The 26,337-nt window shown below is 67.7% G+C and carries 25 protein-coding genes and 1 tRNA gene; 11 read left to right on the top strand and 15 right to left on the bottom strand.

Annotated elements, in window-relative coordinates:
- The first annotated feature begins 100 nt into the window (after nt 1-100).
- From ABD848_RS02690 to fdhD, 4 genes are all read left to right on the top strand, one after another.
- Complete coding sequence (locus ABD848_RS02690) at nt 101-886, top strand: VOC family protein (protein ID WP_344966905.1); 786 nt, start codon at nt 101-103, stop codon at nt 884-886.
- A gap of 1,061 nt (nt 887-1,947) precedes the next feature.
- Nucleotides 1,948-5,184 (top strand): cellulose binding domain-containing protein, encoded by a 3,237-nt coding sequence (locus tag ABD848_RS02685; RefSeq protein ID WP_344966903.1) that lies wholly within the window; start codon nt 1,948-1,950, stop codon nt 5,182-5,184.
- A 237-nt stretch (nt 5,185-5,421) separates the two neighbouring features.
- Nucleotides 5,422-6,339, top strand: a complete 918-nt coding sequence (locus ABD848_RS02680; RefSeq protein WP_344966901.1) for a Gfo/Idh/MocA family protein — start codon at nt 5,422-5,424, stop codon at nt 6,337-6,339.
- Between the two features lie 291 nt (nt 6,340-6,630).
- Nucleotides 6,631-7,482 (top strand): formate dehydrogenase accessory sulfurtransferase FdhD, encoded by an 852-nt coding sequence (fdhD, locus tag ABD848_RS02675; RefSeq protein WP_344966899.1) that lies wholly within the window; start codon nt 6,631-6,633, stop codon nt 7,480-7,482.
- A gap of 32 nt (nt 7,483-7,514) precedes the next feature.
- On the opposite strand, the gene ABD848_RS02670 is transcribed toward fdhD, so the two are convergent.
- The 5 genes from ABD848_RS02670 to ABD848_RS02655 all read right to left on the bottom strand — a co-directional run bounded on the left by ABD848_RS02670 (nt 7,515) and on the right by ABD848_RS02655 (nt 10,221).
- Nucleotides 7,515-7,847 carry a cupin domain-containing protein gene (locus tag ABD848_RS02670; RefSeq protein ID WP_344966897.1) on the bottom strand — a complete coding sequence of 111 codons (333 nt, stop codon included), beginning with the start codon at nt 7,845-7,847 and terminating at the stop codon, nt 7,515-7,517.
- Between the two features lie 406 nt (nt 7,848-8,253).
- Complete coding sequence (locus tag ABD848_RS02665; protein ID WP_344966895.1) at nt 8,254-8,925, bottom strand: lytic polysaccharide monooxygenase auxiliary activity family 9 protein; 672 nt, start codon at nt 8,923-8,925, stop codon at nt 8,254-8,256.
- Nucleotides 8,926-9,160: 235 nt separating this feature from the next.
- Nucleotides 9,161-9,562: a mycothiol-dependent nitroreductase Rv2466c family protein gene (locus ABD848_RS24970; RefSeq protein ID WP_425567399.1), complete on the bottom strand. Its 402-nt coding sequence runs from the start codon at nt 9,560-9,562 to the stop codon at nt 9,161-9,163.
- The gene (locus ABD848_RS02660; RefSeq protein WP_344966893.1) at nt 9,459-10,040 is read right to left on the bottom strand and encodes a hypothetical protein; all 582 of its coding nucleotides are present in this window, start codon (nt 10,038-10,040) and stop codon (nt 9,459-9,461) included. Before ABD848_RS02660 ends, ABD848_RS24970 begins: the two co-directional genes overlap by 104 nt.
- Nucleotides 10,027-10,221 carry a hypothetical protein gene (locus tag ABD848_RS02655; protein WP_344966891.1) on the bottom strand — a complete coding sequence of 65 codons (195 nt, stop codon included), beginning with the start codon at nt 10,219-10,221 and terminating at the stop codon, nt 10,027-10,029. Before ABD848_RS02655 ends, ABD848_RS02660 begins: the two co-directional genes overlap by 14 nt.
- Before the next feature lie 702 nt (nt 10,222-10,923).
- On the opposite strand from ABD848_RS02655, the gene ABD848_RS02650 reads away from it, so the two are divergent.
- The gene (locus tag ABD848_RS02650) at nt 10,924-11,229 is read left to right on the top strand and encodes a hypothetical protein (protein ID WP_344966889.1); all 306 of its coding nucleotides are present in this window, start codon (nt 10,924-10,926) and stop codon (nt 11,227-11,229) included.
- Between the two features lie 186 nt (nt 11,230-11,415).
- Here ABD848_RS02650 and ABD848_RS02645 read toward each other — a convergent pair.
- The 5 genes from ABD848_RS02645 to ABD848_RS02625 form a co-directional block, all read right to left on the bottom strand.
- A tRNA-Val gene (locus ABD848_RS02645) sits at nt 11,416-11,489 on the bottom strand.
- 74 nt (nt 11,490-11,563) lie between these two features.
- Nucleotides 11,564-11,842: a hypothetical protein gene (locus ABD848_RS02640; RefSeq protein ID WP_344966887.1), complete on the bottom strand. Its 279-nt coding sequence runs from the start codon at nt 11,840-11,842 to the stop codon at nt 11,564-11,566.
- Between the two features lie 88 nt (nt 11,843-11,930).
- Nucleotides 11,931-12,392 (bottom strand): peroxiredoxin, encoded by a 462-nt coding sequence (locus ABD848_RS02635; RefSeq protein WP_344966885.1) that lies wholly within the window; start codon nt 12,390-12,392, stop codon nt 11,931-11,933.
- Between the two features lie 146 nt (nt 12,393-12,538).
- Nucleotides 12,539-12,970 (bottom strand): DUF3052 domain-containing protein, encoded by a 432-nt coding sequence (locus tag ABD848_RS02630; protein WP_344966883.1) that lies wholly within the window; start codon nt 12,968-12,970, stop codon nt 12,539-12,541.
- Nucleotides 12,971-13,140: 170 nt separating this feature from the next.
- Nucleotides 13,141-13,554 carry a secondary thiamine-phosphate synthase enzyme YjbQ gene (locus ABD848_RS02625; protein WP_344966881.1) on the bottom strand — a complete coding sequence of 138 codons (414 nt, stop codon included), beginning with the start codon at nt 13,552-13,554 and terminating at the stop codon, nt 13,141-13,143.
- 170 nt (nt 13,555-13,724) lie between these two features.
- Here ABD848_RS02625 and ABD848_RS02620 point away from each other — a divergent pair, with 170 nt between their 5' ends.
- Nucleotides 13,725-15,536 (top strand): DUF7800 domain-containing protein, encoded by a 1,812-nt coding sequence (locus ABD848_RS02620; RefSeq protein ID WP_344966879.1) that lies wholly within the window; start codon nt 13,725-13,727, stop codon nt 15,534-15,536.
- Here ABD848_RS02620 and ABD848_RS02615 read toward each other — a convergent pair.
- The 5 genes from ABD848_RS02615 to ABD848_RS02595 all read right to left on the bottom strand — a co-directional run bounded on the left by ABD848_RS02615 (nt 15,521) and on the right by ABD848_RS02595 (nt 20,799).
- Nucleotides 15,521-16,408, bottom strand: a complete 888-nt coding sequence (locus ABD848_RS02615; protein WP_344966877.1) for a 5-oxoprolinase subunit C family protein — start codon at nt 16,406-16,408, stop codon at nt 15,521-15,523. The genes ABD848_RS02620 and ABD848_RS02615 overlap by 16 nt on opposite strands.
- 195 nt (nt 16,409-16,603) lie before the next feature.
- Nucleotides 16,604-17,212 carry a 5-oxoprolinase subunit B family protein gene (locus ABD848_RS02610; protein WP_344966875.1) on the bottom strand — a complete coding sequence of 203 codons (609 nt, stop codon included), beginning with the start codon at nt 17,210-17,212 and terminating at the stop codon, nt 16,604-16,606.
- A gap of 153 nt (nt 17,213-17,365) precedes the next feature.
- A complete protein-coding gene (locus ABD848_RS02605) occupies nt 17,366-18,139 on the bottom strand; it encodes a LamB/YcsF family protein (protein ID WP_344966873.1) in 774 nt (257 codons plus the stop codon).
- A gap of 137 nt (nt 18,140-18,276) precedes the next feature.
- Complete coding sequence (locus tag ABD848_RS02600) at nt 18,277-19,101, bottom strand: hypothetical protein (RefSeq protein WP_344966871.1); 825 nt, start codon at nt 19,099-19,101, stop codon at nt 18,277-18,279.
- A 453-nt stretch (nt 19,102-19,554) separates the two neighbouring features.
- On the bottom strand, nt 19,555-20,799 hold the full coding sequence (locus ABD848_RS02595; protein WP_344966869.1) for a PucR family transcriptional regulator: 1,245 nt from the start codon (nt 20,797-20,799) through the stop codon (nt 19,555-19,557).
- 224 nt (nt 20,800-21,023) lie between these two features.
- On the opposite strand from ABD848_RS02595, the gene ABD848_RS02590 reads away from it, so the two are divergent.
- The 5 genes from ABD848_RS02590 (at nt 21,024) to ABD848_RS02570 (ending at nt 26,335) form a co-directional block, all read left to right on the top strand.
- On the top strand, nt 21,024-21,983 hold the full coding sequence (locus tag ABD848_RS02590; RefSeq protein WP_344966867.1) for an ACP S-malonyltransferase: 960 nt from the start codon (nt 21,024-21,026) through the stop codon (nt 21,981-21,983).
- Nucleotides 21,983-22,936: a beta-ketoacyl-ACP synthase III gene (locus ABD848_RS02585; RefSeq protein ID WP_344966865.1), complete on the top strand. Its 954-nt coding sequence runs from the start codon at nt 21,983-21,985 to the stop codon at nt 22,934-22,936. Before ABD848_RS02590 ends, ABD848_RS02585 begins: the two co-directional genes overlap by 1 nt.
- A 73-nt stretch (nt 22,937-23,009) precedes the next feature.
- The gene (locus tag ABD848_RS02580) at nt 23,010-23,249 is read left to right on the top strand and encodes an acyl carrier protein (protein ID WP_344966863.1); all 240 of its coding nucleotides are present in this window, start codon (nt 23,010-23,012) and stop codon (nt 23,247-23,249) included.
- A gap of 122 nt (nt 23,250-23,371) precedes the next feature.
- Complete coding sequence (locus tag ABD848_RS02575) at nt 23,372-24,607, top strand: beta-ketoacyl-[acyl-carrier-protein] synthase family protein (protein WP_344966861.1); 1,236 nt, start codon at nt 23,372-23,374, stop codon at nt 24,605-24,607.
- Between the two features lie 552 nt (nt 24,608-25,159).
- The gene (locus ABD848_RS02570) at nt 25,160-26,335 is read left to right on the top strand and encodes an EAL domain-containing protein (protein ID WP_344966859.1); all 1,176 of its coding nucleotides are present in this window, start codon (nt 25,160-25,162) and stop codon (nt 26,333-26,335) included.
- Nucleotides 26,336-26,337 lie beyond the last annotated feature (2 nt).

The raw sequence follows: 26,337 nt of genomic DNA, 5'->3' as shown, positions 1-26,337 counted from the left end.
TAAAACCGTGTTGAGCTGCTGGAATGCGATAGATTCGGGTGACACCATCGCAGTAAGGGCACGCTCGCGCAGCGTCGCACGTATCCGTGGAGGTCTGTGCATGGGTGAGAAAGCGGACAACCCCTTCGACGGGAGACCAGTTTGGGCCGACCTCCCGACGCCTGACCTGGAAGCGGCGCAGTGGTTCTACGGGGAACTCTTCGGCTGGCAGGCCGAGCCCGGAGGTCCGGAAGTCAGCGGCCGGATAGTGTTCACCCTGGGGGGTCGCAGCGTGGCCACCGCAGGGCCGACGCACTCCGACCGGACGCCCCGGCTGTGGCGTGTCTATATCGGCACCAATGATGTGACGACGGCGGTAGAGCGAATCCGCGCCAACGGGGGGCAAGTGCTGCGCGGCCCGATGAACGCTATGGACGGCGGGCGTGTGGCGGTGTGCTCCGATTCCAGCGGCGCGGTGTTCGGCCTGTGGCAGCCCCGGTCGGGCCGGCAACCCAAGCGCCGCACCGGGCCGGGCGTGCTGGCCTGGCACGAGCTGGCCACGAGCGCGCCGAAAGAGGCCGAACGCTTCTACGGCGAAGTGTTCAACTGGGAGTTGACCCCCAACCCCCGGGCCCCCGAGGTCCACTTCGGCTGGCGGTTGGAGGGAGAACAGATCGCCGGATTGACACCGGTCACCGAGACCGACATATGGCCGCTACAGTCCTCACCGCACTGGCTGGTCTCCTTCAGCACATCCGACTGCGAGGCCGTGGCAGCTCGGGCCTTGGAGCTGGGTGGACAGGTGCCGATCGCTCCCACCGAGCTTGGGCCCTACCGCTTCGCTGTCCTCACCGACTCCCAGTACATCGCCTTCGGCATCATCGAAATCCCCCCAAACACGAATTGACAGCCGACCTGCTCGGCGCGCGGTAGCGATGGCGCAGGCAACCGGCCATGCGACCCACACGCCGCGGGCTCCTCGGAAACGGCGGGCTCTGCCACACGCACCGCCGCCGACGTCGAGCACGATCGAGCCGACGCTTGGCCGTGTCGGGGGGGCTCGCTCACCCGAGCCCAAGATCCACTGGGCCGCCTTTTCCTGCGAAGAAAGGACGAGCTTCAGCGGGGTAAGCGAAGCGGTGATTCATGGTGGCAAGAACACAGCCGGGGCGCGTCACGGTAAATGCAACGCTCCCACCCCTATTGAACTGCGAAAAAGCATTCACCGAGGGAACTTCGCCGATGTCGGAACCGTAACATGCCGATTATCCATAGTTATTTCGATTATTTCGACAAGTGACCCTACTTACCTAGAGATCGACGCATATCATATGCTTCCTCTAGATGAGGAAAACCGCTTAAGCGAACTACTGGCTTGGCCTTGGTGGAGAAGCGGCCACGCCGGAGTCGCAATCGAGCATCCCCCGCAGAAAGGCTTGAGCGGTGCGAGCGAGAAGGTTCCCCCCGGTTACCGACAGCGTCCGGCCCCCCGCGCCAGTCACCCTGGCGACGGCGGTCTTAGCCGCTGTCCAGCCGTATTCGAGCCCGGTCGTGCAGCATCGGCTCGCCATCGCCGGACGGACCGTTTCGACGGGACGCCAACAGTGACGCCCCCGCGCTTGCGAGGAGGGTCACCCGCCGTCGTCGGTCCCCTTCGCGGTCACTGTCCTTCCTGTACCTCCCGACAGTCGGCGGCCACCGCTGCTGGCACTGTTGAGCAACGGGGACCCGCCCCCCATCGAACTCCTACCGCGGTCGAGTACGCCGGCTCGCCGGCTCGGCAGCGATCCTGCCCGACCCTCCGACCTCGGTAGTAACCCCGCCGGTCATCCCGGCCCACACGGCTGAGGAACGGCCCCCGGCCCACCACCACACGGCGCCGGTGACCGCTCCTGTGCAATCCCCCGTCGACGCGCGTCCCCGTCTGGCCGTATGGGGCAACCGCGTCACCACACCAGAAGGAACCCAATGCGAAGAGGAATCGTCGCTGGGGTCGCGAGCGCGCTGATACTCGCGATAGCCCCCGGCGTCACCGAACCCGAAGTGGCCCAAGCGGCCCCCTCGGTCAGCGAGAACTACACGTGGGACAACGTTGAGATCGCCGGTGGCGGCTTCGTCCCCGGTATCGTGTTCAACCAGTCCGAAGAGGACCTGATCTATGCGCGCACCGACATCGGGGGCGCCTACCGCTGGAACCCCGACACCGAGCGCTGGATTCCGCTGACCGACCACATCGGCTGGGACGACTGGAACCTCACCGGCGTCGCCAGCCTGGCGACCGACCCCGTGGACACCGACCGGGTGTACCTCGCGGCCGGGACCTACACCAACGACTGGACGTCAGACAACGGCGCCATCCTGCGCTCCAGCGACCGTGGTGAGACCTGGGAGCGCACCGACCTGCCGTTCAAGGTGGGCGGCAACATGCCGGGACGCGGCATGGGCGAGCGGCTGGCCATCGACCCCAACGACAACAGCGTCCTGTACTTCGGCGCTCCCAGCGGCAACGGCCTGTGGAAGAGCACCGACTACGGGCAGACGTGGTCGGAGGTCACCAACTTCCCCAACCCCGGTAACTACGTGCATACTCCCGACGACCCCTACCTGGGTGACAACCAGGGTGTCGTCTGGGTGACCTTCGATCCGCGGACCGGCTCCTCCGGCAGCCCGACGCAGACCCTCTACGTGGGCGTCGCCGACAAGGAGAACTCCGTCTACCGCACCACCGACGGCGGCGCCACCTGGGAGCGCGTCGAGGGCCAGCCCACCGGCTTCCTGCCGCACAAGGGCGTGCTCGACGACGAGAACGGCTACCTCTACATCGCCACCAGCGACACAGGCGGCCCCTACGACGGCGGCAGCGGCGACGTGTGGCGCTACAACACCGCCGACGGCACGTGGACCCAGATCAGCCCGATCCCCTCCAGCAGCGAGGACAACTACTTCGGCTACAGCGGGCTGACTATCGACCGGCAGAACCCGAGCACGATCATGGTCGCCACCCAGATCTCCTGGTGGCCCGACGTGATCTTCTTCCGTAGCACCGACAGCGGCGAGACCTGGACCCGCGTCTGGAACTTCACGTCCTACCCCAACCGCAACAACCGCTACGAGATGGACATCTCCAGCGTGCCGTGGCTGGACTTCGGGCAGAACCCCTCGCCGCCGGAGCAAACCCCCAAGCTGGGGTGGATGACCGAGAGCCTGGAGATCGACCCGTTCAACTCCGACCGGATGATGTACGGCACCGGGGCCACGATCTACGGCACCAACGAGCTGACCAACTGGGACCAGGACGAGACGTTCACCATCGAGCCGATGGTGCACGGCCTGGAGGAGACCTCGGTCAAGGACCTGATCAGCCCACCCTCGGGCGCGCCACTGATCAGTGGGCTGCTTGACGTCGGCGGTTTCCGCCACGAGGACCTGAACACGGTGCCCGACGCCATGTTCACCGCCCCCAGCTTCGACGGCACAACCAGCCTCGACTACGCCGAGAACAACCCCAACGTCGTGGTGCGGGTCGGAAACTTCGACCGGGAGGAACGCCCCAACGACAGCAGCATCGCCTTCTCCACCGATAACGGAGCCAACTGGTTCCAGGCCAGCGAGCCCTCGGGCGTGACCGGCAGCGGCACGGTCGCCGCCGCGGCCGACGGCAGCAGCTTCGTGTGGTCGCCCGAGGGGCCGGGCGTGCACTACTCCGAGGGCTTCGGCAACTCCTGGACGGCCGCCACCGGTATCCCCGACGGGGCCCGGGTGGAGTCCGACCGGGTCAACGCCGACACCTTCTACGGTTACTCCGCGGGCACGTTCTACGTCAGTACCGACGGCGGCGCCACCTTCAGCGCCACCGCAGCGACCGGTCTGCCTAGCGAAAGCGTGCGCTTCAAGGCCGTACCTGGCATGGAGGGCGAGATCTGGCTGGCCGGTGGCACCACCGACGGCGAGTACGGCCTGTGGCACTCCAGCGACGGCGGCGAAAGCTTCACCAAGCTGTCCAACGTCGAGGAGGCCGACACCATCGGCTTCGGCAAGGCGGCCCCCGGTCAGGACTACATGGCGCTGTACACCAGCGCCAAGATCGACGGGGTGCGCGGGATCTACCGCTCCGACGACGCCGGCCAGAGCTGGGTGCGCATCAACGACGACCAGAACCAGTGGGGCTGGACCGGTGAGACGATCACCGGTGACCCCAACGTCTACGGTCGGGTCTACGTCTCCACCAACGGTCGCGGCATCATCTACGGGGAAACCTCCGCTACCGGCGGGGATGACACCACCGCGCCGAGCGTGCCGGGTGACCCCAGCGCCTCGAACGTGACCGCCACCGGCGCCACCCTGTCGTGGGACGCCTCCACCGACACCGGCGGCAGCGGCCTAGCCGGCTACGAGGTCTACCACGAAACCAGCAGCGGCGACGAACTGGTGGCCTCGCCCAGCACCACCTCAACCAACCTGAGCGGACTGGCCCCCGAAACCGAATACACCTACCACGTAGTCGCCGTCGACGGCGCCGGCAACACCTCCGAGGCCAGCGCCACGGTCACCTTCACCACCGGTGCCGATACCGGCGGGGATGACACCACCGCGCCGAGCGTGCCGGGTGACCCCAGCGCCTCGAACGTGACCGCCACCGGCGCCACCCTGTCGTGGGACGCCTCCACCGACACCGGCGGCAGCGGCCTAGCCGGCTACGAGGTCTACCGCGAAACCAGCAGCGGCGACGAACTGGTGGCCTCGCCCAGCACCACCTCAACCAACCTGAGCGGACTGGCCCCCGAAACCGAATACACCTACCACGTAGTCGCCGTCGACGGCGCCGGCAACACCTCCGAGGCCAGCGCCACGGTCACCTTCACCACCGAGGCGCAAAGCGGCGAGGGCGCCGTGTGCGCGGTGGACTACTCGGTGGCCAACGAGTGGAACAGCGGCTTCACCGGCTCGGTGACGGTGACCAACACCGGCGACACCGCGATCCAGGACTGGGAGTTGGCCTTCGACTTCACCGCCGGCCAGCAGCTCACCAACGGCTGGAGCGCTCAGTGGAGCCAAAGCGGCACCACCGTGACCGCCACCGCGCCCTCCTGGGCCAGTGGCGACCTGGCCCCGGGCGCCTCGGTCACCGCCGGGTTCAACGCCTCCCACAGCGGCAACAACCCGGTGCCCGAGGAGTTCACCGTCAACGGCACCACCTGCGACTAACACCAACCGTGACCTGAACCGGCCCCCGGTCAGGCCACACCAGCGACAAACGAACTGGGGGGCGTCGCACCGCGACGCCCCCCAGTCACGTTTGGGCCCGGATCGCACAGCACTACCGAGGAGCGCGTCGCCCGCCCACGGCGACTATCCCGCCGCGAGCGGGGACTTATGCGCAATTGGCGTAGGTCACACGGGTTGAGCACAATGACCATCGGCCACAACGAGAGGAACGGCGGCATGACCCTGAGAGTCGGACTTTTGGGAACGGGGTACTGGGCGGCGGAGACTCAGGGAGCGGCGCTGGCCCAGCACCACGAGGTCACCTTCGTGGGAGTGTGGGGGCGCGACAGCGCCAAAACAGGTGCTCTCGCCGAGCGCTACGGGGTCGGCGCCTACGACGACGTCGATGCGCTCATCGCCGATGTCGACGTGGTGGCCATCGCTCTGCCCCCCGATGTCCAGGCCGAGCTCGCGCTGCGCGCCGCAGCGGCGGGCCGTCACCTGCTGTTGGACAAGCCGCTGGCCCTGTCGCCCCTGGCCGCCGAGCGGATCGTGGCCGAGGTGGAGCGCCGGCAGGTGGCCTCGGTGATCTTCTTCACCAACAGGTTCTGCGACAACGTCGAGACGCTGCTCACCGAAGCGACGCACGAGGGTAACTGGGACGGCGCCCAAGCCACCATGTTCGCCTCGATCTTCCACCCCGGTAACCCCTTCGGTGTCTCACCGTGGCGCCGCGAAAAAGGCGGACTGTGGGACATCGGCCCACACGCCCTGTCGGTGCTGCTGCCGGTGCTGGGCCCCGTGACGGAGGTGAGCGCGATGGACGCCCCACGCGACACCGTTCACGTACTGGCACGCCACAACAGCGGCGCGGTCAGCACCCTGTCGCTGACCCTCGACGCCGCGCCGGCGGCGACCCGTAGCCAGTTCCTGTTCCACGGCAGCGGTGGGTTGCTACCCGTTCCCGACGGTGACCGGGACCCCGTGGCGGCGTTCGAGGTCGCGGTCGGCCAACTGGTGCACAACGTCGGGCAGGCCACCATCAACCACCCGTGCGATGTGCGGTTCGGCCGTGAGGTCGTGGCTATCCTCGACGCCGCCGACACGGCCCGCCGCGAGGGGCGCACGGTGCGCGTGGCCGGCCTCGGCCGCTGAGGCGACCGCCTCCCTCCCTGCGGCCAGGGCGGCGACCCCGCCCCTGGCCCCCGCACCCCCTCCCCCGCCGGGCCATCCCGCTTTGGCGGGAGCGGCGCCACAGGCCATAGCGCGGGCGACACCGGGCCGACTCCTTGTGCCGACACGAGATCCAGCCTTGCGGTATAAGGAGGACAGCGACCGGAAAAACCCTGGACCAGGGCGCTCGCCACGGCACTGCTCCACCAAGAGGCGCGGGCCTGGGCTCGCGCGGGAAACTGCAAGGGGCCACACGCCGGAAGGGAGGCGCTTATGGGCCGGGTCACGACCCGCGAGAAAATCGTCCAGATCCGCGAGGGGGCGTCAGCAGGGCGAATCGACACAGTGGTCGTCGAAGAGCCACTGGAGATCCGGCTCAACGGGCAACCGCTGACCGTGACGATGCGCACTCCCGGAAACGACTTCGAACTCGCCGCGGGGTTCCTGGCCACCGAGGGGGTTGCCGCGCAGGCGGACGACATCGCGACGATCCGCTACTGTGCCGGGGCCACCGAGGAGGGCGCCAACACCTATAACGTGCTGGATGTGGTTCTGGCTACGGGCCTGGCGACGCCGGACACCTCGCTGCAACGCAACTTCTACACCAGTTCCTCGTGTGGGGTGTGCGGCAAGGCGAGCCTGGACGCCGTCCGTACCGTCTCACGCTGGTCCGTGGCGGCTGACGCCGTGGAGTTCTCATGCGAGACGGTGAGCGCGCTGCCTGAGCGGCTGCGTGCGGCTCAGCGGGTGTTCGACCGTACCGGGGGGTTGCACGCGGCAGGGCTGTTCAACGCCTCCGGTGAGCTGCTGGCCATCCGTGAGGACGTGGGCCGTCATAACGCTGTGGACAAGCTGGTCGGCTGGGCCGTGTACCAAGACCGTCTCCCGCTGCGGGAGACGGCGCTGCTGGTGTCGGGGCGGGCCTCGTTCGAACTGGTACAGAAGGCGGTCATGGCCGGCGTGCCGATGCTGGCCGCCGTTTCGGCTCCCTCCTCGCTGGCGGTCGACCTCGCCCAGGACTCCGGGCTGACCCTCGTGGGGTTCTTGCGTGGTTCCTCGATGAACGTCTACACGGGCCACCCCCGTGTCTTCACCGGGCAGGCGCCGGCCGGCCGCCCTCACTGACATCCTCACCGCCGGGCGGCCGGCACGGGTGGTCAGGAGTGCTTGGCCACAGTCAGCAGCACCACGGCGTCTTCCAGCGCCTCCAGAGTGTGCCGGGAGTCGGGCACGATGATGAAGTCTCCCGGCCTGCCCTCCCATGAGGCGTGCTCGGCGGCCAAACGTACCCGACCGTGGAGCACGTGCACGGTGGCCTCGCCCGGGTTCTCGTGCTCGTCGAGCCCTTGACCGGAGGTCAGGGCGATCACGGTTTGGCGCAGGACATGCTCGTGTCCTCCGTAGACGGTCTTGGCGCTGCGGCCACTCGACGCGCGCTGCGCGGCTTCGAGCCGCTCGCGCGCCAGAGCGGTCAACGACGACTTCTCCATGAGCGGTCCCCTCATCCAACTGAGTCACGGTGCCGGTCGCGAACGGTAGGCGCCCTCGGGAACATCACCCACTGTTCGCGGGTACCAGGAATACCACTCTTCCCATCATGCTTTTCTCCCGCCGCCTCCTCCTCAAACGACCCTGGGAGCGGGGCGGGCAGCGGACACACGCGATGGCGATGAGGCACGCCAACGGTGCCCGCCGCGCGGCAGTCACTCGGCAGCGCTTCGCGACGCGCTCCGTGGGAGCTGACCTCGCGTGGGGCAACGACTCCTGGAACCCACGTGGAAAACAGCCGGAAAACCGGTTGGGGTCACCTGAACGTATCGAGTGCGCACGCACGACAAAGCCCCGCCGGATGTGGCGACATCCGGCGGGGCCGCGTGACTGAGATGGCTGGTCAGCTTAGACGAAGTTCACGTCGCTGCAAATGTAGTAGTTCTGGTCCATGTGGCCGGCCTTCCAGATCGTGTAGATGATGTGGTGGCCGCTACGTCCAGAGACGTTGATGTCGACGTAGTAGTTCGAAGCGGACCCGTAGTAGCCGGTCTCCTCCACCAGCTCCAGGTCGTTCCAGCTCAGCGCCTCGGTAGTGGGGTCGTAGCCCTGCTTGGTGACGTAGACCTGGAAGTAATCGGCGCCGTGCTGGGCCTGGTCGTAGAGGTTCAGCGTGATGTTGCCGTTGCTGACGTCGGTGGTCTTCCACTCACCGGGAACATCCAGCGACTGGTAGCGACCGTTTTGGGCATGACCACCACTGCACAGTTGGCCGTCGGGAACGGCGGCCTGGTGGTTGTCATTGACGTTGTTCTGGTACAGCCCCATCCAGTTCCACATGGCGTTGGCGTTGTCCTGCCACGCCTGCCAGCACATGGGGTCTTCCTGCTGCATGTCCGGGTTCTGGTGGTCGTCGCCCCAGCGCTCCCAGCAACTGTAGTTACGCGAGGGCGGGTCGACGATCGTGCCATGGGCGGAGGCCGTGCCGGTCCAGGTGGTCAGGCCCACCGCTGCGGTGCCTACCAGGGCCAACGCGCGGAGCGCCCAGCGGGAAACCCCGCTGTGATCATGAGAACGCATCACGTGATCTCCATCGTCCAATTGGGGGATGTCGAGAGCGCGGGAGCGCTCCCGAGTTAACGACAGATTACCCAAAGCAACCAAGCAAAAACTTTCAGTCCCATATAGGGACAGACCACGGATATATCTACGCAGCAGGACAAAACACCTAAACAGCGGACATGCTCCCTTCGCCAACCACTCACCCATCGTCACTGACCGGCAACCTAGTAAATCCTCACGAGTTACGTAATCATCACGCTACCGATAGCAATAGCGCTGTCTCTGTTGGCCGTGCGGAGGCGGGGCACCACCACCTGAGCCGCCCCCGCCGGGAAAACGGGAAAGGCGTATCGTGGCTGCGAGCGCGCCACTCAACCGGTGACGTCGGCGAGCGGCGCCCCCTTGGGGGTGCGGAATCCGGGGTGGCGGCCACGGTGAGCGTGGCTTCCCAAAGCCGAGCCGCGGCTTCCCCGCGAGGCACGTGGGAGATGACCGGGCCGAGATGACCAGAGGCGGCCCCCACCTGTGCGCAGTGGTGGGGGCCGGTGAGGTTATAGGGCGTATTCGAGGTTGTGGCGCATGGAGATGCGGCGCCAAGCGGTGGCCCAACGCTGGCACTCGTCCTTGTCGCCGCCGCAGGCGGTGACGAAGGCATACACCAGCGAGAGCTTGGGCAATTCGAGGCGTTTGGGATTCATGGCGTTACAGAAAGTCGAGGCGGCACACACCCCGCCGCAGCGGCGCTGCATCTGCCGGTAGGAAGGCTGGCCGGCCCACAGGCGAAAGTCGCGCATGGCCTCCAGGAACAGGTGGACGGTGGTGGCCTCCAGCGGGTCGGGGCGCATGTCGTAGCCCTCGATGTCGCGCATCATCTGGGAGCGGTTCATGGTCTCCAGCGACGCCTCATGCCAGTCCTCCCAGTCGTGGAGCTGGATATAGCCAGGACGCACGCCCGACTCCTCGGAACTGGGAACGTCGTCGTCGGGGACGAGTCGAACTTCCCCGTAGATGGCGCCGTCGGGGCCGCGGCGGATACGTCGCGGCGAGGCATCCAGCGGAATCCGATAGATCGTGGGCCGAGATCCGGCGCTGCGCTGGCGGGGTTCGGCGGCGAGCACGTCAGCGGTGGTCACGGCTCACCTCCGGCAGAATCCGGCGGGCCGTCTCGGTGCCCAGGGCGACGATGGCCGCGCTGAACAGGAGGGCGGTCGCCACATCGTGACCGCGGTAGAGCAGCACACAAACCACCGCGATGACACACACGACCACGAGGAGGCGGCCGGCGGAGCGCTTCGCGCTGAACGCAAGAAGCATAAGTGTCCTTATTTTCGAATTCAGTGTCGACCGTTACGAAGCACGCCCGGCCACTCGAGAGCGAATAGCGGGTGAGGGAAGCACCTGCCATAGGAGCGGGGTAGGGCGTGGGGACGAAAGTATCGCATGCTTGGCACGGGTTTGGACGCATGCGTATCGCAGGTTCAGGCATAACCTAACCAAAATCCCGCAGCTTGAGTGATCGCTGTTCACAGCCAACTCTGTCCAGATATGACCGGAGATGCATGGTGTTGTTCAGCAGCGTTCATGAGTGTTTTGATGCGTACGCTTCCGTTTCGATGAGTATCGGAAGGTTGGCAGTTTCTCAGATTTCCCCTTACCCTCATACACGTAATGAGAGCAAGGCACGCAGGAGATTGGTAATTACAGTCTCTTCGGCGGAGCTCTTCGCCACGACCAAAATCGTGGAATTGCATGGTGCCCCGGAATCAGGGTGTCGACCCGGGCAAGCATGGCGGGCCGGGGATAGGGAAGGTCCCCGACAGGTCATATGTCCGACCTGACAGGGAAGCAGCAGGATCACCTCCCGGCGGGCCTACCGTCGGGAGGAACGATCCCTCGGGGGTAGCTGCACCCCGTCTCTGCTATGGCAGAACTGTGGCATGGCCCGCACAGCACCACTGGCCGGCCACGCCGGAATCTAGTGGCAGCGAATTCCACAGCCGCCGAGGTATTCGTCGCTTGCCGTACCGAGGGCAAAAGACCCAAAAAGACGAGCAGGGGCGCCTGTTCGTCGGCGTCCATGGCAGGCCGCTGGCGACCATCACCTACCGGCGCGCCTGGCGCTACGCCCGCAAGCAGGCACCCACCGCGAGCGAGTGCCGCACTCCCCTGGCCGGCACCCCCTGCGCCCTGTGCCACACCTGCGTCTCCACCTGGCTCAACGCCGGAGTCTCCGAGACGCTCATAGCCCAGTGGGCCGGCCACAGCGTGGCGGTACTGAAGAAGATCTACGCCAAGTGCTGCCTTGTCGGCGAGGAGGAATGAGCCAAGAAGCAGATCGAGGAAGCCATGACGCGCGGACGGGCTCCCAGAGAGCGCTGATCCTTCAGCACGTATTCAGCACAGTCGCCCGCCACAAGCCGGATACCGCCGCAACCAGCCGGACACGCCCTAAGACGCCCCCTAACCTGTTCTTGCAGGTCAGGGGGCGTTTTCCGGGCTCACGAAACGTGGGCGCGAGAGGACTCGAACCTCCGACCACCCGCTTGTAAGGCGGGGGCTCTGACCAACTGAGCTACACGCCCCTGGAAATGGCGCGCTGGCGCGCGCCGATCCGCCGGTGTGGACACCCGGCGGCTGAAGGAAATGATACCGGCTTTCAGCGTGCTCGTGGGGTGGGTGTACGTGCCAGGCCACCAAGAACACGTGACAGCGCCTGCTCAACCTCATTGGTGAGGGCTGCGTCACGTTGCTGGACGGGTTGAGACGGCTCGGGTGAGGTGTGCGAGCGAACGTGACCGCAGCTATGGCACTCGATCTCGCCCAGCCGGGAGAGCAGGAACGTGGAGCGGCACCGGCCACAGCGGTCGAGGTCGGCCTTCCAGTCCTGAGTGAGCTGACAGTCCGGGCAGATCAGCACCTGACGCTCGTGGCGCACGCCGCGTTTCCACGGCTGTGCACCACGGGCCGGGTCACTCTGCCTCGCCCCGCACAGGTAGCAGGGCATGGGCCTCCTCCGGGTACATCTAACTCAACTCGGCGAGCGCCTTGCGGTAGTCGGCGAGGTCGCGCGCCTCGGGAACGGGGTTGACGACCGTCCAGCGGACGACGCCCTCTTTATCGATGAGGAAAGTGCCGCGCAGCGCGACGCCCTTGGTGTCGTCGAAGACACCATAAGCCTGGGCGACCTCGCCGTGCGGCCAAAAGTCCGACAACAGCGGGTAGTCGAGGTTCTCCTGCTCGGCCCATGCGCGGTGAGCGAACATCGAATCAACCGACACGGTCAACAGTTGCACGGTGTCGTTTTGGAACTCATCGATGTTGTCGCGCAGCGCACCCAGCTCACCACTACACACTCCGGAGAAGGCCAGAGGGTGGAACACGAGTATGACGTTCTTCCGTCCCCGGAAGTCCGACAGCTTGACCCGTTGGCCGTGCTGGTCGGCAAGCTCGAAATCCGGCGCCTTCTGACCAACCTCGATGGACATGTTCGTCCTCTCCTGATTTCGCCGTTGCCCACGACCGTGCCGCCCGCCGAGGTGGCGGTCGGACGGCACGGGTCGCTGCGATCTTCGCTGAAGATCACCCTAGGGCAGGCGCCTCCCGCGATGGTGCCGGAGGTACGGGAAGGGGATCAGTGGTGCGCCTTCGGAGCGACGAGGCGGGTCCCCGACCAATCGGGCCCCGCGCTGACGGCGCTGGTCTGCGACAGGCCCGAGGTGGTCGCCGCTTCGGCTACGTCACTGGGCGCCACGTGTCCCTCGCGTCCGGCCTTGGGGGTCAGCACGAGGATGATCCCGCCGCCTTCGATGGTGGTCTGCACATCGACCAAGACGTCGGTGAGGTCGTCTTCCTCGTCGTCGCGCCACCACAGCAGCGCAGCGTCTACGACGTCGCCGTAATCCTCATCGACCAGCTCACTGCCGGTGCATTCGGCGATCGACGCGCGAAGCTGCTCGTCCACGTCGTCGTCGTAACCGAACTCTTGCACCACCTGACCCGATTTGAAACCGAGTCGTTCGGCCAGGCCGCGTTCGCTCTGTGCCTGGCCCGCGGTCGCGCTCACGAAAGTCCTCCTCCAACTTTGCTGATGCCCGCTTATCGCGGGGCTGGGCCCGGAGAGGCCCGGTTCTATGCCGCTGTTGTGGGCTAAGTTCACACGCTGGGAGCCGCCTACGTCAACGAATCGCCGCGGCTGGCGATCCCGCGCTGTTGTGCTCTCTCCCATCCTGCCCGCTAGGAAGAACTCGTCAAGAACGACAACCGCACCTGACGGCTCGGATTGTCGACGTTGATATCGACGATGGCGATAGATTGCCATGTTCCTAGGGCCAGCCGCCCGGAAACCACGGGAACGGTCGCATAGGGAGCGATGAGCGCCGGCATCACGTGGGACCGACCGTGCCCTGGTGAACCGTGCCGATGGCGCCACCGCTCGTCGGGCGGCAGGGTGTCTCTGAGGGTGGCCAGTAGGTCGTCGTCAGAGCCCGCCCCCAATTCCATGATCGCCACACCGGCGGTGGCGTGCGGGACGAACACGTTGAGCAAGCCGTCGCCGCCGGTCTCGGAGACAAATCCCGCGCACTCGGCGGAGATGTCGATGACCGTGTCCGAGTGGCCGGTGTGCAGATCGATGAGTTTTGTCCGCATGCGGCAACGGTTACCCAGGTTAAGGGGCGTTCCAACCTCTCGTTGGGGATCGGTACGTGTCGGGCCTGACTCCCCACAGGGCGACGAGAGGACCATACTGTGCAGCAAGCCTTGGGACACGAAGGCTGCGCCGGACGGTCCGGCGCCGTGCCCTGGGCGACGCTGACCGGATGGGACTGGTGTTGACTGTGCGTTCCCGACTGCGCCTCGGCCCGATGCTACGGCACGTGTCGGAGACGAGTGCGACGATCTGGGTAGAGACCGAGGCCCCCGGCAGCGTCACTGTTGTGGCAGGTGAGCAGACAGCCCACGCTGACACTTTTACCGTGCACGGGCACCACTACGCGCTGTGCGACGTCGAGGGCCTGCCCCCCGCTTCGGGGGTGGCCTACCGGGTGCTGGTGGACGGCACCCAGGTGTGGCCCGAACCCGATTCGCCGCACCCGCCCAGCCTCATTCACACCATCGACTCGGCCGCGCCGACGCGCCTCGTGTTCGGCTCCTGCCACACCCCCACCGACCACTCCACCAAAGCCATCCTGCGCTACGGGGTGGACATGGTGCGCGCCTACGCACTGCGACTGGCCCAGCAGCGCCAAGCCCAAGGCGCGGCAGCCGCGGGCGATCAGGAACCCACCGTGCTGTTGCTGATCGGCGACCAGGTCTACGCCGACGAACTCCAGCCGCAGATGGTGAATTACCTCGCCGAACGGCGCGCGGGCCGACGCAGGGAGCACGCCACCGCCCAGGCCGGCAGCGCCGGCGAAGCCACCGCCCCCGCAGCCTCCCAAGCCGGCGACCCACTCGCCGATGCGCCCGAGGACGAGGTGGTCTTCTTCGAGGAGTACGCCGAGCTGTACCGGCAGGCGTGGGCCGACCCGGACATCCGCTGGCTGCTGTCGACCGTGCCGACGCTGATGCTGTTCGACGACCACGACATCCGTGACGACTGGAACACCTCAGGGGCGTGGCGCCGCGCAATGGAGCGCTCCCCCTGGTGGCGCCAACGGATCACCTCTGGGCTGAGCGCCTACTGGGTCTACCAGCACGCCGGTAACCTCTCCCCCGCAGAGCGGGCGGTCGACCCCGTGTTCGCCGAGGTGAGCACCACGGCCGGTGATGCGGGCGAGCAGCTTGACGCCTTCGCCTGGCGGGCCAACGAGGACCCCACCAGTTATCGGTGGAGCCACAGTCACGACATCGCGGGCAGCCGCATCGTCATGGTGGACAACCGCTGCGCGCGGGTGGTCGACGACGACCGGCAGCGCACCATGCTCGACGCCGACGAGGCCGCCTGGCTGGATGAACGACTGACCGGTGATGTCGACCACCTGGTATTCGCCAGCACGCTGCCGTTCCTCATGCCGGCGGGGGTGCACTATCTCGAAGCGTGGAACGAGGCGGTGTGCGCGGGGGCGTGGGGCCAAGCGCTGCGCGGCCCTGGCGAGAAGATGCGCCAGGAGGTCGACCTGGAGCACTGGGCCGCCTTCCAACACTCGTTTCGGGCGGTCAGCGACGCGGTGCTGCGGGTGGCCGCGGGAGAGCGCGGCGCAGCCCCGGCGAGTGTGCTGTTCCTCGGTGGCGACGTGCATTTCTCCTATCTGGCGCGCGCTCAGGCCCGCGACAGCGACCACCCGGCGCGGGCATCGAGGACCCAGATCGCGCAGTTGGTGTGTTCCCCCGTGTGCAACTGGATGCCGCCGATGCTGCGGCGCATGGTGTGGATGCTGGTGCGGGGCATCACGGCGGTCGTGTGCCGCACGCTGGCGCGCATGGCGGGAGTGAGCGCGCCGGCTCTGGCCTGGCGGCTGGCGGGCGGCCCCTGGTACGACAACACGCTGGCCACGCTGGTGCTCGATGGCCGCACCGCCGAAGTGAAGTGGGAGCATTCGCCGGTGCGGGTCAGCGTGCTGCGGCGGTTGGGCTCTGACGAGCCGGAGCAGCCACAGATCCGCGAGGCCGTACGCTACCCGCTGGCCTGAGCGCTGATGTGGCGGGGGGAGGCGTGGAAGCGCAGCCGGGCGCCGGGGCGAGCTTGGGCGGCGTGGCCGACGTCGGCGCTTCGTACCACCGCGATAACCGGGTAGCCGCCGGTCACGGGGTGGTCGGCGAGGAAGAGCACCGGCTGGCCGCTGGGGGGGACCTGGAGCGCGCCGGGCACCATACCTTCGCTTGGCAGTTCGCCGGTGTGGCGCCGGGGCAGATGGGGGCCGATGAGGCGGATTCCCACCCGGTCGCACTGGTCGCTCACCTGGTAGGAGCGGCTGAGGAGCGTCGCGATCGCCTCGTCGTGGAACCAGTCGTCGCGGGGGCCCAGGGTGACGCGCAGGTCGATGTCCTCGCCAGGCGGCGGTGCCACGGGAGCGAGGTCGGTTACCGGCCAGGCGTGAGGGGCTGGGCCGACCGGGAGCACGGTGCCGGGGGTGAGGGGGGCGGGCCCTAACGCGGCGAGGGTGTCGGTGCTGCGGGAGCCCAAGACGGGGTCGACAGCGACGCCGCCCCGTACGGCCACATAGGTGCGCAGACCGCGCTCAGGCCGGCCGAGTCGCAGGTGGGAGCCGCTGGGCAGGGGCAGGACGCTGTGGAGCGCTGCCGCGCGGCCGTCGATCGTCACTGTGGATGTGGCGCCCGTGATCGCGATCGTGAGGTCGCTGAGCGCGCGGGCACGCAGTCCGCCGAGGGTGACTTCCAGCGCCGCGGCTCCGGCGGGGTTGGCCACCATGCGGTTGGCTAGGGCGAAGGCGGGCGGGTCGGCGGCTCCCGAGACGCCCACCCCCAGCGCCGCATGCCCGTGGCGTCCGCTGTCTTGCACTGTGGTCAGCGGCCCGGTGTCGAGTACTTCCAGCGCGCGCATCGGCCGTTGTGTCATCGGTGGTGGTGGCGTGGCCCCTGGGGCCGCGGGCCGCGGGGGTGACGCCGTCCTTCCTACGTGCTGTGAGGTTACCGGGATAGTGCTCGGTGGGGGGAGGTGCTAACCGGGTGGGAGCGGGAAACACCGAGGCCACCCTCGCTCTGGGCGAGGGGCTGGCTGCTTTCCGCGGGGAGGCTTTCAGCACTGCCGGAATCGGACACGCACGCCTGGCCGTAACACGGCGGGCGGGTCGGCGTCGAGGTCCCAGATGACGGTGTCGGTGCGGCCGATGAGCTGCCAGCCACCGGGGGACACGCGGGGGTAGACGCCGCTGAACTCCCCGGCTAGGCCCACCGAGCCGGCTGGGACGCGCGTGCGCGACTCCGCGCGGCGGGGCACGTGCAGGCGGGGGTCGTCACCGACGAGATAACCGAAGCCGGGGGCGAACCCGCAGAAGGCGACCAGCCAGGTGGCGCTGGTGTGGGCGGTGACGACCTCGCGCTCGGTCAGGCCGGTGTGGGCAGCGACGTCGGCGAGGTCGGCGCCGTCGTAGCTCACCGGGATCTCCACTTCGCCGGCATCGGGGCGGGCGCCGGGGCGGGGGCGGAGCCGCTGGAGGGAGGCGGCCACGGAGGTGACGTTGTCGGCTCCGGGACCCAAGCGCAGCAAGATGGTGCGGGCGGCGGGCACGATCTCGGTCACACCGGGCGGGGGCTCCTCGACCAACGCCGCGTACACCGAAAAAACTTCGTCGAGGTCAGCGAACTCCACGAGAAGCCCGGAGTCGGCGCATGTGAGGATTCGCACCGCTTCCTCCCGGAGGGTCGGAAACTACAGCCGTAGGTGAGCGGCGCTGCTCGCCCGTGCCCCGGCGCCGGCAGGGTGGCACCGAGGTTACCTCCTCACGCTGGGAACCGACGGGCTGAGGGGAAGGCAGCAGCCGTTGCGGTGTGCGCAGTCTCAGGGGAGCGAGGAGTCGCCGGTGAAGGGCTTCAATTCGACTCCTGCGGCGCGTAGGCGCTCGGCGACGGTGGCGGCGATGCGCACCGCGCCGGGGGTGTCGCCGTGCACGCAGATGGAGTGGGCCTCGATGCGCACGGTGGAGCCGTCGACGGCCGTGATGCCCTCGCCGCGGGCCAGACTGAGACAGCGGCTGGCCACCTGTTCCGGTTCGTGCAACACCGCCCCGGGTTCGCGGCGCGGCACCAGCCGCCCCTCAGGGGTATAGGCGCGATCGGCGAAAGCCTCGTGGACAACGCACAGCCCGGCGGAGGCGGCGTGGCGCAGCCAGGCCGAGCCGGGCTGGCCCAACACCGGTAGCTCGGTGTCATAGCAGCGCACCGCCTCGACTACGGCTGCGGCCTGCTCCTCGTGGTGGGCGATGGCGTTGTAGAGAGCGCCGTGGGGCTTGACGTAGCGCACGCGGTCGCCTGCCAGACGGGCGAAGGCGTCGAGGGCACCGAGTTGGTAGATGACCTCGTTGGTGAGTTCTTCGGGGGCGACGTCGATGAAACGGCGGCCAAACCCGGCGAGATCGCGGTAGCTGACTTGGGCGCCGATGCGCACGCCGCCGGCGACGGCACGCGAGCAGGTGCGGCGCAGCACGGTGGGGTCTCCGGCATGGAAGCCGCACGCGACGTTGGCGCTGGTGACGATGGCGAGCATGGCAGAGTCGTCGCCCAGTTCCCACTGGCCGAAGCTTTCCCCCAGGTCGGCGTTGAGATCGATGCGCATCGTGCCCCTCTCCAGCGTGGCTGCGCGTGCGGTCGCGCCGGGCCGCTCCTTTCTCCCATCCTGCCTGCCTGCGGTGATGGTGGGCACGCTGGGCGCTGCTGGGTGGGGATGGCGTGTCCGAGCCATCCCCACCCAGCTCAGTTTTTGGCTTTAGGTCGCCCGGAGCGGCGCGAACGCGGTGTGGGGCGGGTGGCTTCCTGGCGGCGCCGCGCCACCGGGCGCGACGACACCTCGGCCGAACCGGTGGGAAGGATGGGCAGCCCCGGAATGAGAGACGAGGAGGAGGCGGGGGGCGTGGGTGGGGAGGGCTCGCTCTCCCGTGGGGAGTCTTCGGCGGTCTCGGCGGGTGGGGCGTCGGTGGCGCCGGAGTCGGCGGTGTTCTCGGAGGTGGGCGGGGTCGACGCGGTTGCCGCGGCACGCAGCCGGGCCAGGAGCGCGCGAGCTCGGAGCAGCCATGCCTGTAGGCGGGGACGGAGCCAGGTAATCAGCGGCCACCGCACTGAGGTTGGCAGCGCGAGCCCAGCCCACAGGTACGCCTTGGTCCCCCAGGCCTCCATGCTGTGGCGGGCACGAGAGACGGTGAAGTAGCCGGGCAGCGCGAGCAGCAGTTGAGGCCAGTACAGCGTGACCGCCGCGGCCAGCGGCAGCATGCCCCCGCCGACCAGGGAGGCGGCGGCCCCGACCAGAACCGGGACCGCGGACAGGCCGATGCGCAGCGCGGTGATTTGACGGAAGCGGTGCAGCGAGCGACGTACCGAAGCCTCGGGCGAGAGGTTCTCCGGCAGTGGTGTGGGCTGCACGATGCAGGCCATGAGCATGGAGGCGACCGCGACCGAGAGAGCGAGCAGGACGGTCCATCCCGAGGCCGACAGTTGCCCGCCAACCAGCAGGGCGACGACAGCGGCCACCGGTAGGGGCAAGGGGGCGAAGAACAGAACTTGGCGTCGCAGATGCCCTGCCATCGTGGGACTTCGGATCGCCCCCACCACAGTCGTATACAGCCTACGGAAGCTGTGCGCAGCCATGGCACCCCCAGTCGAATTGATTGACCCCATCATGGCGCAGCCCACCGTCAGCTAAAGCCGGGAACGTGACAGCACCCCATAGGACACTAAATGTCACTAACACGGTACAGTTCGGAACTCGTCCTCACACGTGCTTTTGGCGGGCCGTGACCCACTCCCCCGGTAGACGTCCGCGCTTTGACATTGGTTCACGGTGTGACCGGATTGTCAGCGAACAATCACGGTAACGGCGGTAGCGGCCGGCGCCTCGTCTGCTGTGGGCGTGGCCGAGGCGCGATGCCGACAGTACCGACCACGGCGACACCGTAAACTCCTGCTGTCGTTTCGGAGCGCGCGACTTGTGCAACCGCGGCAGGCGGCACCGGCTACTGCCCGTCGCCGGAACAGACCTCAAAGCGGACTGTCAGCGCCCTGGTCGCGTTCAGCCAGGCGCCCCAGGGTGACGCCAAGGCGCAGGGCGAAGGCCCCCCGGCCGTCGGCGGGGGTGAAGCCGGTGAGTTCGGCGACACGCCCCAGCCGGTAGCGCACGGTATTGGGGTGGACGAACAGCATCCGCGCCGTGGCCTCCAGCGAGGAGGCGTGCTCTAGGTAGACCGACAAGGTGTCGAGCAGGGGCGAACCGGCGCCGCGCAAAGGGAGGTAGACCTGCTCGACGAGCCGCCGGCGGGCGTGGGTGTCACCGTCGAGGGCACGCTCGGGCAACAGCTCCTCAGCGTGCACGGGGCGGGGGGCGTCCACCCAGGCCACGGCGGCGCGCAGCCCGTTGGTGGCGGCCATGGCCGAACGCCCGGCCGTCTGGAGGTCGGTGACGGGAGGCCCCACGACGACCGGCCCGGGACCGAAGGTGTCGGCGAGCGGGGTGACGGCGCTGAGCGGATCGTCGGCGGCGACCTTGTCGTTGACTCCGATGACGGCGACGAGTCGCTCCCCCTGCACCCCGGCGAGCACGTCGTGGCCGGCGCGGCGGGCCAGCACTCGGATGTCGTCCATGGCCGTCTCAGCGTCGACGTCGGGAAGGTGACCCGCGACGACGACCACGGGGCTGCGCGACCAACCCAGCGCCGAACTCCATGTTTGCAGCCCCTCTTCCCGATCGCCGTGCAGCAGCGCGTCGACGACGAGGGCTTCCAACCGCGCGTCCCAGGCCCCGCGGGCCTCAGCCGCGCGCGCGTAGATCGTAGCCGTGCTGAAGGCGACCTCTCGGCTGTAGCGCAGCACCGCCTCGCGCAGGTGCTGCTCGCCTCCGGGGGCGGCCAACTCTTCGAGCTGCGCCTCGACGACGTCAATGACGACCCGGGTCATTTCCACGGTCTGCTGGAGGGTGACCGATCGGGTGAGCTCGCGGGGGGCGGTTCCGAACACCTCGACGGCGATAGCCGGCCGACTACGGCGCGGGCTTTTGAACCAGTCGACGAAGGCCGCCACGCCCGACTGGGCCACGAGCCCCACCCAGGAGCGGTCCTCTGCCGACATCGCGCGAAACCACGGCAGTCGACGTTCCATGCGCGCCACCGCGGCGGTGCCCAGGGAACCCATGGCGCGCTCAAGGCGGCGTACCGTCTCGGCGTGTACGGCGTCAGGATCGCTTAGCGGTGCAACGTGGCTGTCGGTAGATTCAGTGGAGTCCGTGGTCACATCTCCTAGCGTGGCATCCGGTGCGTTCCCCTGGGGACGCGCACCTGGTATTAGGCTCACTACCAGCGAAGGGGTGGTTTTGTCGGTGTCGACACGACCCGAAAAACACCCTCCGTTTTCCACAGTGTGGCTTAGGGGTTGTAGGAGATATACAAAAGGTCGCTCCTAAACTTCGTGTCTGTCCGCACCTAGCCGGGGATGTTCTCCAGGGCAGGCTGGGTGTCGTGCTTGTGATTGTCGCTCCTGGCCAAGGTGCCCAAGTTCCCGGTTTCCTCGCCCCATGGCTCGAACTGTCCGGAATGTCGGAACTGTTTGAGCAGTGGTCATCGGTCGTAGGAATCGATCTGAAGCGTTACGGCGTCACCGCCGACCAAGAGGAGATCCGCGACACGGCCGTCGCCCAGCCGCTGTTGGTCAGTGCAGGACTGGCCGCGGCCACCGCTTTACTGGGCGAACTCGACCGCGTTCCCGAGTCGGCCGACGTCGTGGCCGGCCACAGTGTCGGCGAGATCACCGCGGCGAGCCTGGCCGGCGTGCTGTCCCCCGAAGAGGCGCTGCTGCTCATCCGCGAGCGCGGCCTTGGCATGGCCGAGGCGTCAGCGGCGACGTCGACGGGCATGACCGCGGTATTGGGGGGTGACCGCGACGAGGTACTCGCCGCGGTCGAGGCGGCGGGGCTGACCGCGGCCAACGACAACGGCGCGGGGCAGCTCGTCGTCGCCGGCACGCGAGAGCAGCTCGACGCGTTCGCCGCGGCTCCGCCGGCACGTGCGCGGCTACGTTCCTTGAGCGTGGCGGGTGCCTTCCACACTCACCACATGGCGCCCGCCGTGGACCGGGTCCGCACCGTGGCCGATACCCTTTCCCCTACCGCTCCCCGAACCCGGCTACTGTCGAACCGCGACGGCGCCGAGGTCGCCAGCGGCAGCGGCTGTCTTGACCGCATTGTCACCCAAATCAGCACGCCCGTGCGGTGGGATCTCTGTCAGGAGACGCTGATCGAACTGGAGGCCACCGCTTTGATCGAACTCCCTCCCGCCGGCACCTTGACGGGGCTGGCCAAGCGGACCATGCCCGGCGTGCAGCGACTGGCGGTCAAAACCCCCGATGATCTGCCCGCGGCCCGGGAGCTGATCAAGGAACACGCGAGTCAGCCCGAAGCTGACGTGAAAGGGCGTGCGTGATGAACCTCTCCTCGACTCCCGCGGGTGCCCGTGTCCTCGCCTTCGGCGAGTACCAGCCGGCTCACGTCGTGACCAACCACGACCTCGCCAAGCGGGTCGACACCAATGACGAATGGATTCAAAGCCGGGTCGGTATCCGGGAAAGGCGCTTCGCTGAGAGCGAGGAAAGCGTGGTCGACATGGCCGTTGCCGCCGGCGGCAAGGCTCTGGCCACCAGCGGACTCCCCCCCGACGAGATCGATCTCGTGATCGTCGCCACCTGTACCCAGACCGACCAGATCCCCAACGCTTCGGCCTCGGTGGCCGCACGGCTGGGCATCGCGGCCCCCGGCGCCTTTGACGTCAACGCCGCCTGCGCCGGCTTCTGCTACGCGCTGAGCCTAGCCTCAGACGCGGTACGCTGCGGCTCCGCGCACCATGTGCTCGTCATCGGCTCGGAGAAACTCTCCGACTGGCTGGACTGGGACGACCGCTCCACGTGTGTGATCTTCGCCGATGGCGCCGGTGCCGCGGTCGTGGGACCTGCCGATCCCCCCGAGATCGGCCCCGTCGTCTGGGGAAGCTCCGGGGAGAACGCCGACAAGATCTACCTGCGAGAGAACAAGTACCTCTATCAAGAGGGACAGACCGTCTTCCGGTGGACCACCACCGAGCTTTACCCGGTGGCCATAGCCGCGCTGGAGCGCGCTGGAGTGGCCCCTTCCGAACTCACCGCGTTCGTGCCCCATCAGGCGAACCTCCGCATTGTCGAGGCCATCGCCCGCAAACTGGATGCGCCGCAGGCCATCATCGCCCGCGATATTGTCACCTCGGGCAACACTTCGTCCGCATCCATTCCTTTGGCGCTCGCGCGCATGATCGGACGAGGGGAACTGCCATCGGGCAGCACTGTGCTTGCCTTGGGATTCGGCGCTGGCCTGACCTACGCGGCACAGGTACTGCGGATTCCCTAGATCAATGCCCGGGGCCCACGCGCCGCACGCTTGGGCCCACGGCGACCGACCATCAGGCGTAAGGAGAACTCACATGGCGCACTCCGAGCAGGAGATCCTGGCCGGCCTCGGCGAGATCATCGACGAGATCGCAGGCGTCCCCGCCGACGACGTCAAGCCCGAGAAAAGCTTCGTCGACGACCTCGACATCGACTCGCTGTCGATGGTCGAGATCGCCGTCGCCGCCCAGGACCGCTTCGGTGTGGAGATCCCTGACGACCAGCTCAAGGACCTCAAGACGGTCCAAGACGTGATCAACTTCATCCAGAAGTAGCCGCAGCGCGGGCGGGGACACCCCCGCCCGCTTCACCCGAACCCATTCAGTATCTACTCGTCCGTATCCACCGGCGCCCACGTTCGGGGATCGGCCGCGACACGAGAAGGGGCGATCGGCCGTTGAGTAACACCGATGTCGTCGTCACTGGCCTTGGCGCTACCACTCCTCTGGGAGGTGACCTGGCCACGACCTGGTCCGCGCTTCTCGAAGGCCGATCGGGCGTCCAGACCATCGAAGAGGACTGGGTCTCGGAGCTGCCCGTCCATTTCGCCGGACTCGCCGCCGAGGAGCCTTCGACCAAGCTGGCGCGCCACCGCCTGCGCCGGCTCGACCGTACTCAGCAGTTCGCTTTGATCTGTGCCCACGAAGCCTGGGAGGACGCTGGTTCGCCCGAGGTCGACCCGGTGCGGCTGGGAGCTGTCGTCAGCAGCGGTATCGGGGGCATCCTGACCACCCTCAACCAGTACGACGTCTTCCGGGAGAAAGGCTGGAAGCGCGTCTCGCCCTTCACCGTGCCGATGTTGATGCCCAACAGCTCCTCGGCTGCGGTCGCGCTGGAATTCTCCACCCAGGCCGGTGCGCACGCCCCGGTCAGCGCGTGCGCCTCCAGCGCCGAGGCCATCGGTGACGCGGTGGCGATGATCCGTTCCGGGCGGGCCGACGTGGTGCTGGCCGGCGGGACCGAGGCCGCCATCCACCCGCTCAACATCGCGGCCTTCGCCTCGATGCGGGCCCTGTCGACACACAACGAGGACCCGCAAGGGGCATCACGGCCGTGGGACGTCAACCGTGACGGCTTCGTCATGGGCGAAGGCGCCGGGATGGTGGTCTTGGAGTCGGCCGAGCACGCGGCAGCGCGTGGGGCACGGGTCTATGCTGTGGCCGCCGGCTCCGGCTACTCCAACGATGGCTACGACATCGTGGCTCCCGACCCCGAGGGTGAGGGCCAAGCCCGCGCCATCGCCAACGTGCTGGCCGACGCCGAGCTGCGGCCGGCCGACATCGCTCACATCAACGCCCACGCCACCTCGACCCCTATGGGCGACGTGGGCGAGACGGTCGCCATCCGCAAGGCGTTGGGAGACAGCGCCGATCAGGTAGTGGTCACCTCGACCAAATCTATGACCGGCCACCTGTTGGGCGGCGCGGGAGTCGTGGAGTCCATCGCGACCATCCTGGCTCTTTACCACGGCCAGATCCCGCCCACCATCAACATCGATGAGCTCGACGAAGGCGTCGTGGTCGACATCGCCCGTGACAAGCCGCGCGAGCTTTCCGCTGGCGCCATCGCCGCCATCAACCAGGGGTTCGGGTTCGGAGGACACAACGTCGCCCTCGCCTTCCGGCGTCCCTAGATCCCGAAGAGCGCGTAGCCGGCGGAACCTGAGAGTGCCAGCCGGGTGAGCCCGGCCGGCACTCTCAGGTTTCGAACCGCAGTCGCGGCACAGCCTCTCCCGCTTCACCGCGCAACCGAGTGCCCCCTTACGTCTGAGGAGTTAGCCGGTGTCGCCTCGGCTGCGGTGACAACGGGAGTGCAAGCAGCGTCATCCACGGGCCACTCCCCCTCCCGGTTCGCCTGGCCGTCTCGTTACGGGGTATGGCTCGCCGCTGCTGTCGACTGGGCCACGGGGCAAACGAGAGCCGCCGTTGTCACCGTGACACGGCCAGTGATGACTGGCACAGCAGATTTCGTGCCATTGATGGTGTGATTGCGGTGGCGATCACCGTCAAAATCCAGCAAAATGGGTTTTTGTGTCTCGCAGGCGGTAGGGACGCGCCTACAGTCCGCCCTGCCCGGTTCCGGGCCGCTGCCCCAGCGTGAATAACGGATCGCGCGCGACCGAAGAGCGTCTGAACTTCCGCGCACCCCCCTCTACAAGAACAGGGGGCGACGCCAAGATGGGGAAGTGTCCCCGCAGCAAGATTTCCTTCAGAGCGGCGAGCGCTCCGGAACCGCCCTCGCCACTGTCAATGCCCCCAGTGACGAACCGAAGGATGGCGCTCCCCCGTTCCACCCCATCGTCGACCTCGACTCCGGTGAGGTCCTCGCCATCGAGGTGGAACGGCCTGTGGAGGGGGGAAGCGTCTCCAGTGACCCTGAGACCGACGCCGAGGTCGTGTCGCGGCTCGTGCGCCGCGTCGCGGCCTACCAAACATCCTTGCCACTGGTACTGCCCATAGCGGCCAGCACCCTGCTGTCCGGGCTTGGCCCCCTCGCCCTAGTGGAAAAGACCGTGCGGCGCATGGGGAGACGGCCCCGCGAGATCACGTTAGTCATCGACACCGATCTGCGCACGTTGCCCCGCGAACAGCTCCTCCAGAGTCTGGGGCAGGTACGCGAGTTGGGTTTCCGATTCGCGTTCGGCACCGGACAGATCGCCCCTGACCTCCTCCTAGAGACCAACCCCTTCCTGTTTCGGATCGACGCCTCGCTCGTCGCGGGAATCCCCGATGATACGCGCCGCAGCGCCGTCGTCGAGGGACTGGCCCGGATGGGGTGCGGCAGCGGAATCTTCCCCCTGGCCAGTGGGGTGGACACCTCGGCGCAACTCAACCGGCTACGGCAGGTCGGAGTGCGCCTGGCGCAGGGGCCGCTGTTCGCCGGGCCGGAGTGGCTGCCCGGCGACCGGGTCAATCCGCTGCCGGCGCCGCCGATGTTGGACGGCGGCATGGCCACCGACACCAGCACGACCGTCGCAGAGTACATGGTCCCGCCATTCACCATGGCTGCGGATGCCAAATGCGAGGACGTCCTCGACAGCTTCACCGAGAACACCGCCCTCAACAGCATCATCCTGCTCGACCACCGGGACCGGCCGGTGGGGTCAGTGGACCGTTCCCGGTTCTTGTTGGCCATCACCGGCCCCTACGGACACGCACTGCACGCTAAGCGACCGGCCCGGCGGCTCGCCGACGAACCGCGTACCATCGCGCGCCAGATGCCGGCGCTCGCCGCTTTGCGCGTCGCCGGTGTCGACCAGAGCCGAGAACGGATCTACGACGACCTGATCGCAGTCAACGAGTTCGGCCAGTGCATCGGCGTGGTGCACGTGAGTGACCTGATCCGGGGGCTGTCTCGCTAGCC

It is taken from the genome of Salinactinospora qingdaonensis, assembly GCF_039539445.1.
Taxonomy (GTDB): domain Bacteria; phylum Actinomycetota; class Actinomycetes; order Streptosporangiales; family Streptosporangiaceae; genus Salinactinospora; species Salinactinospora qingdaonensis.
The sequence above is the reverse complement of the archived record's forward strand: the minus strand, read 5'-3'. Positions and strand labels throughout refer to the sequence as shown.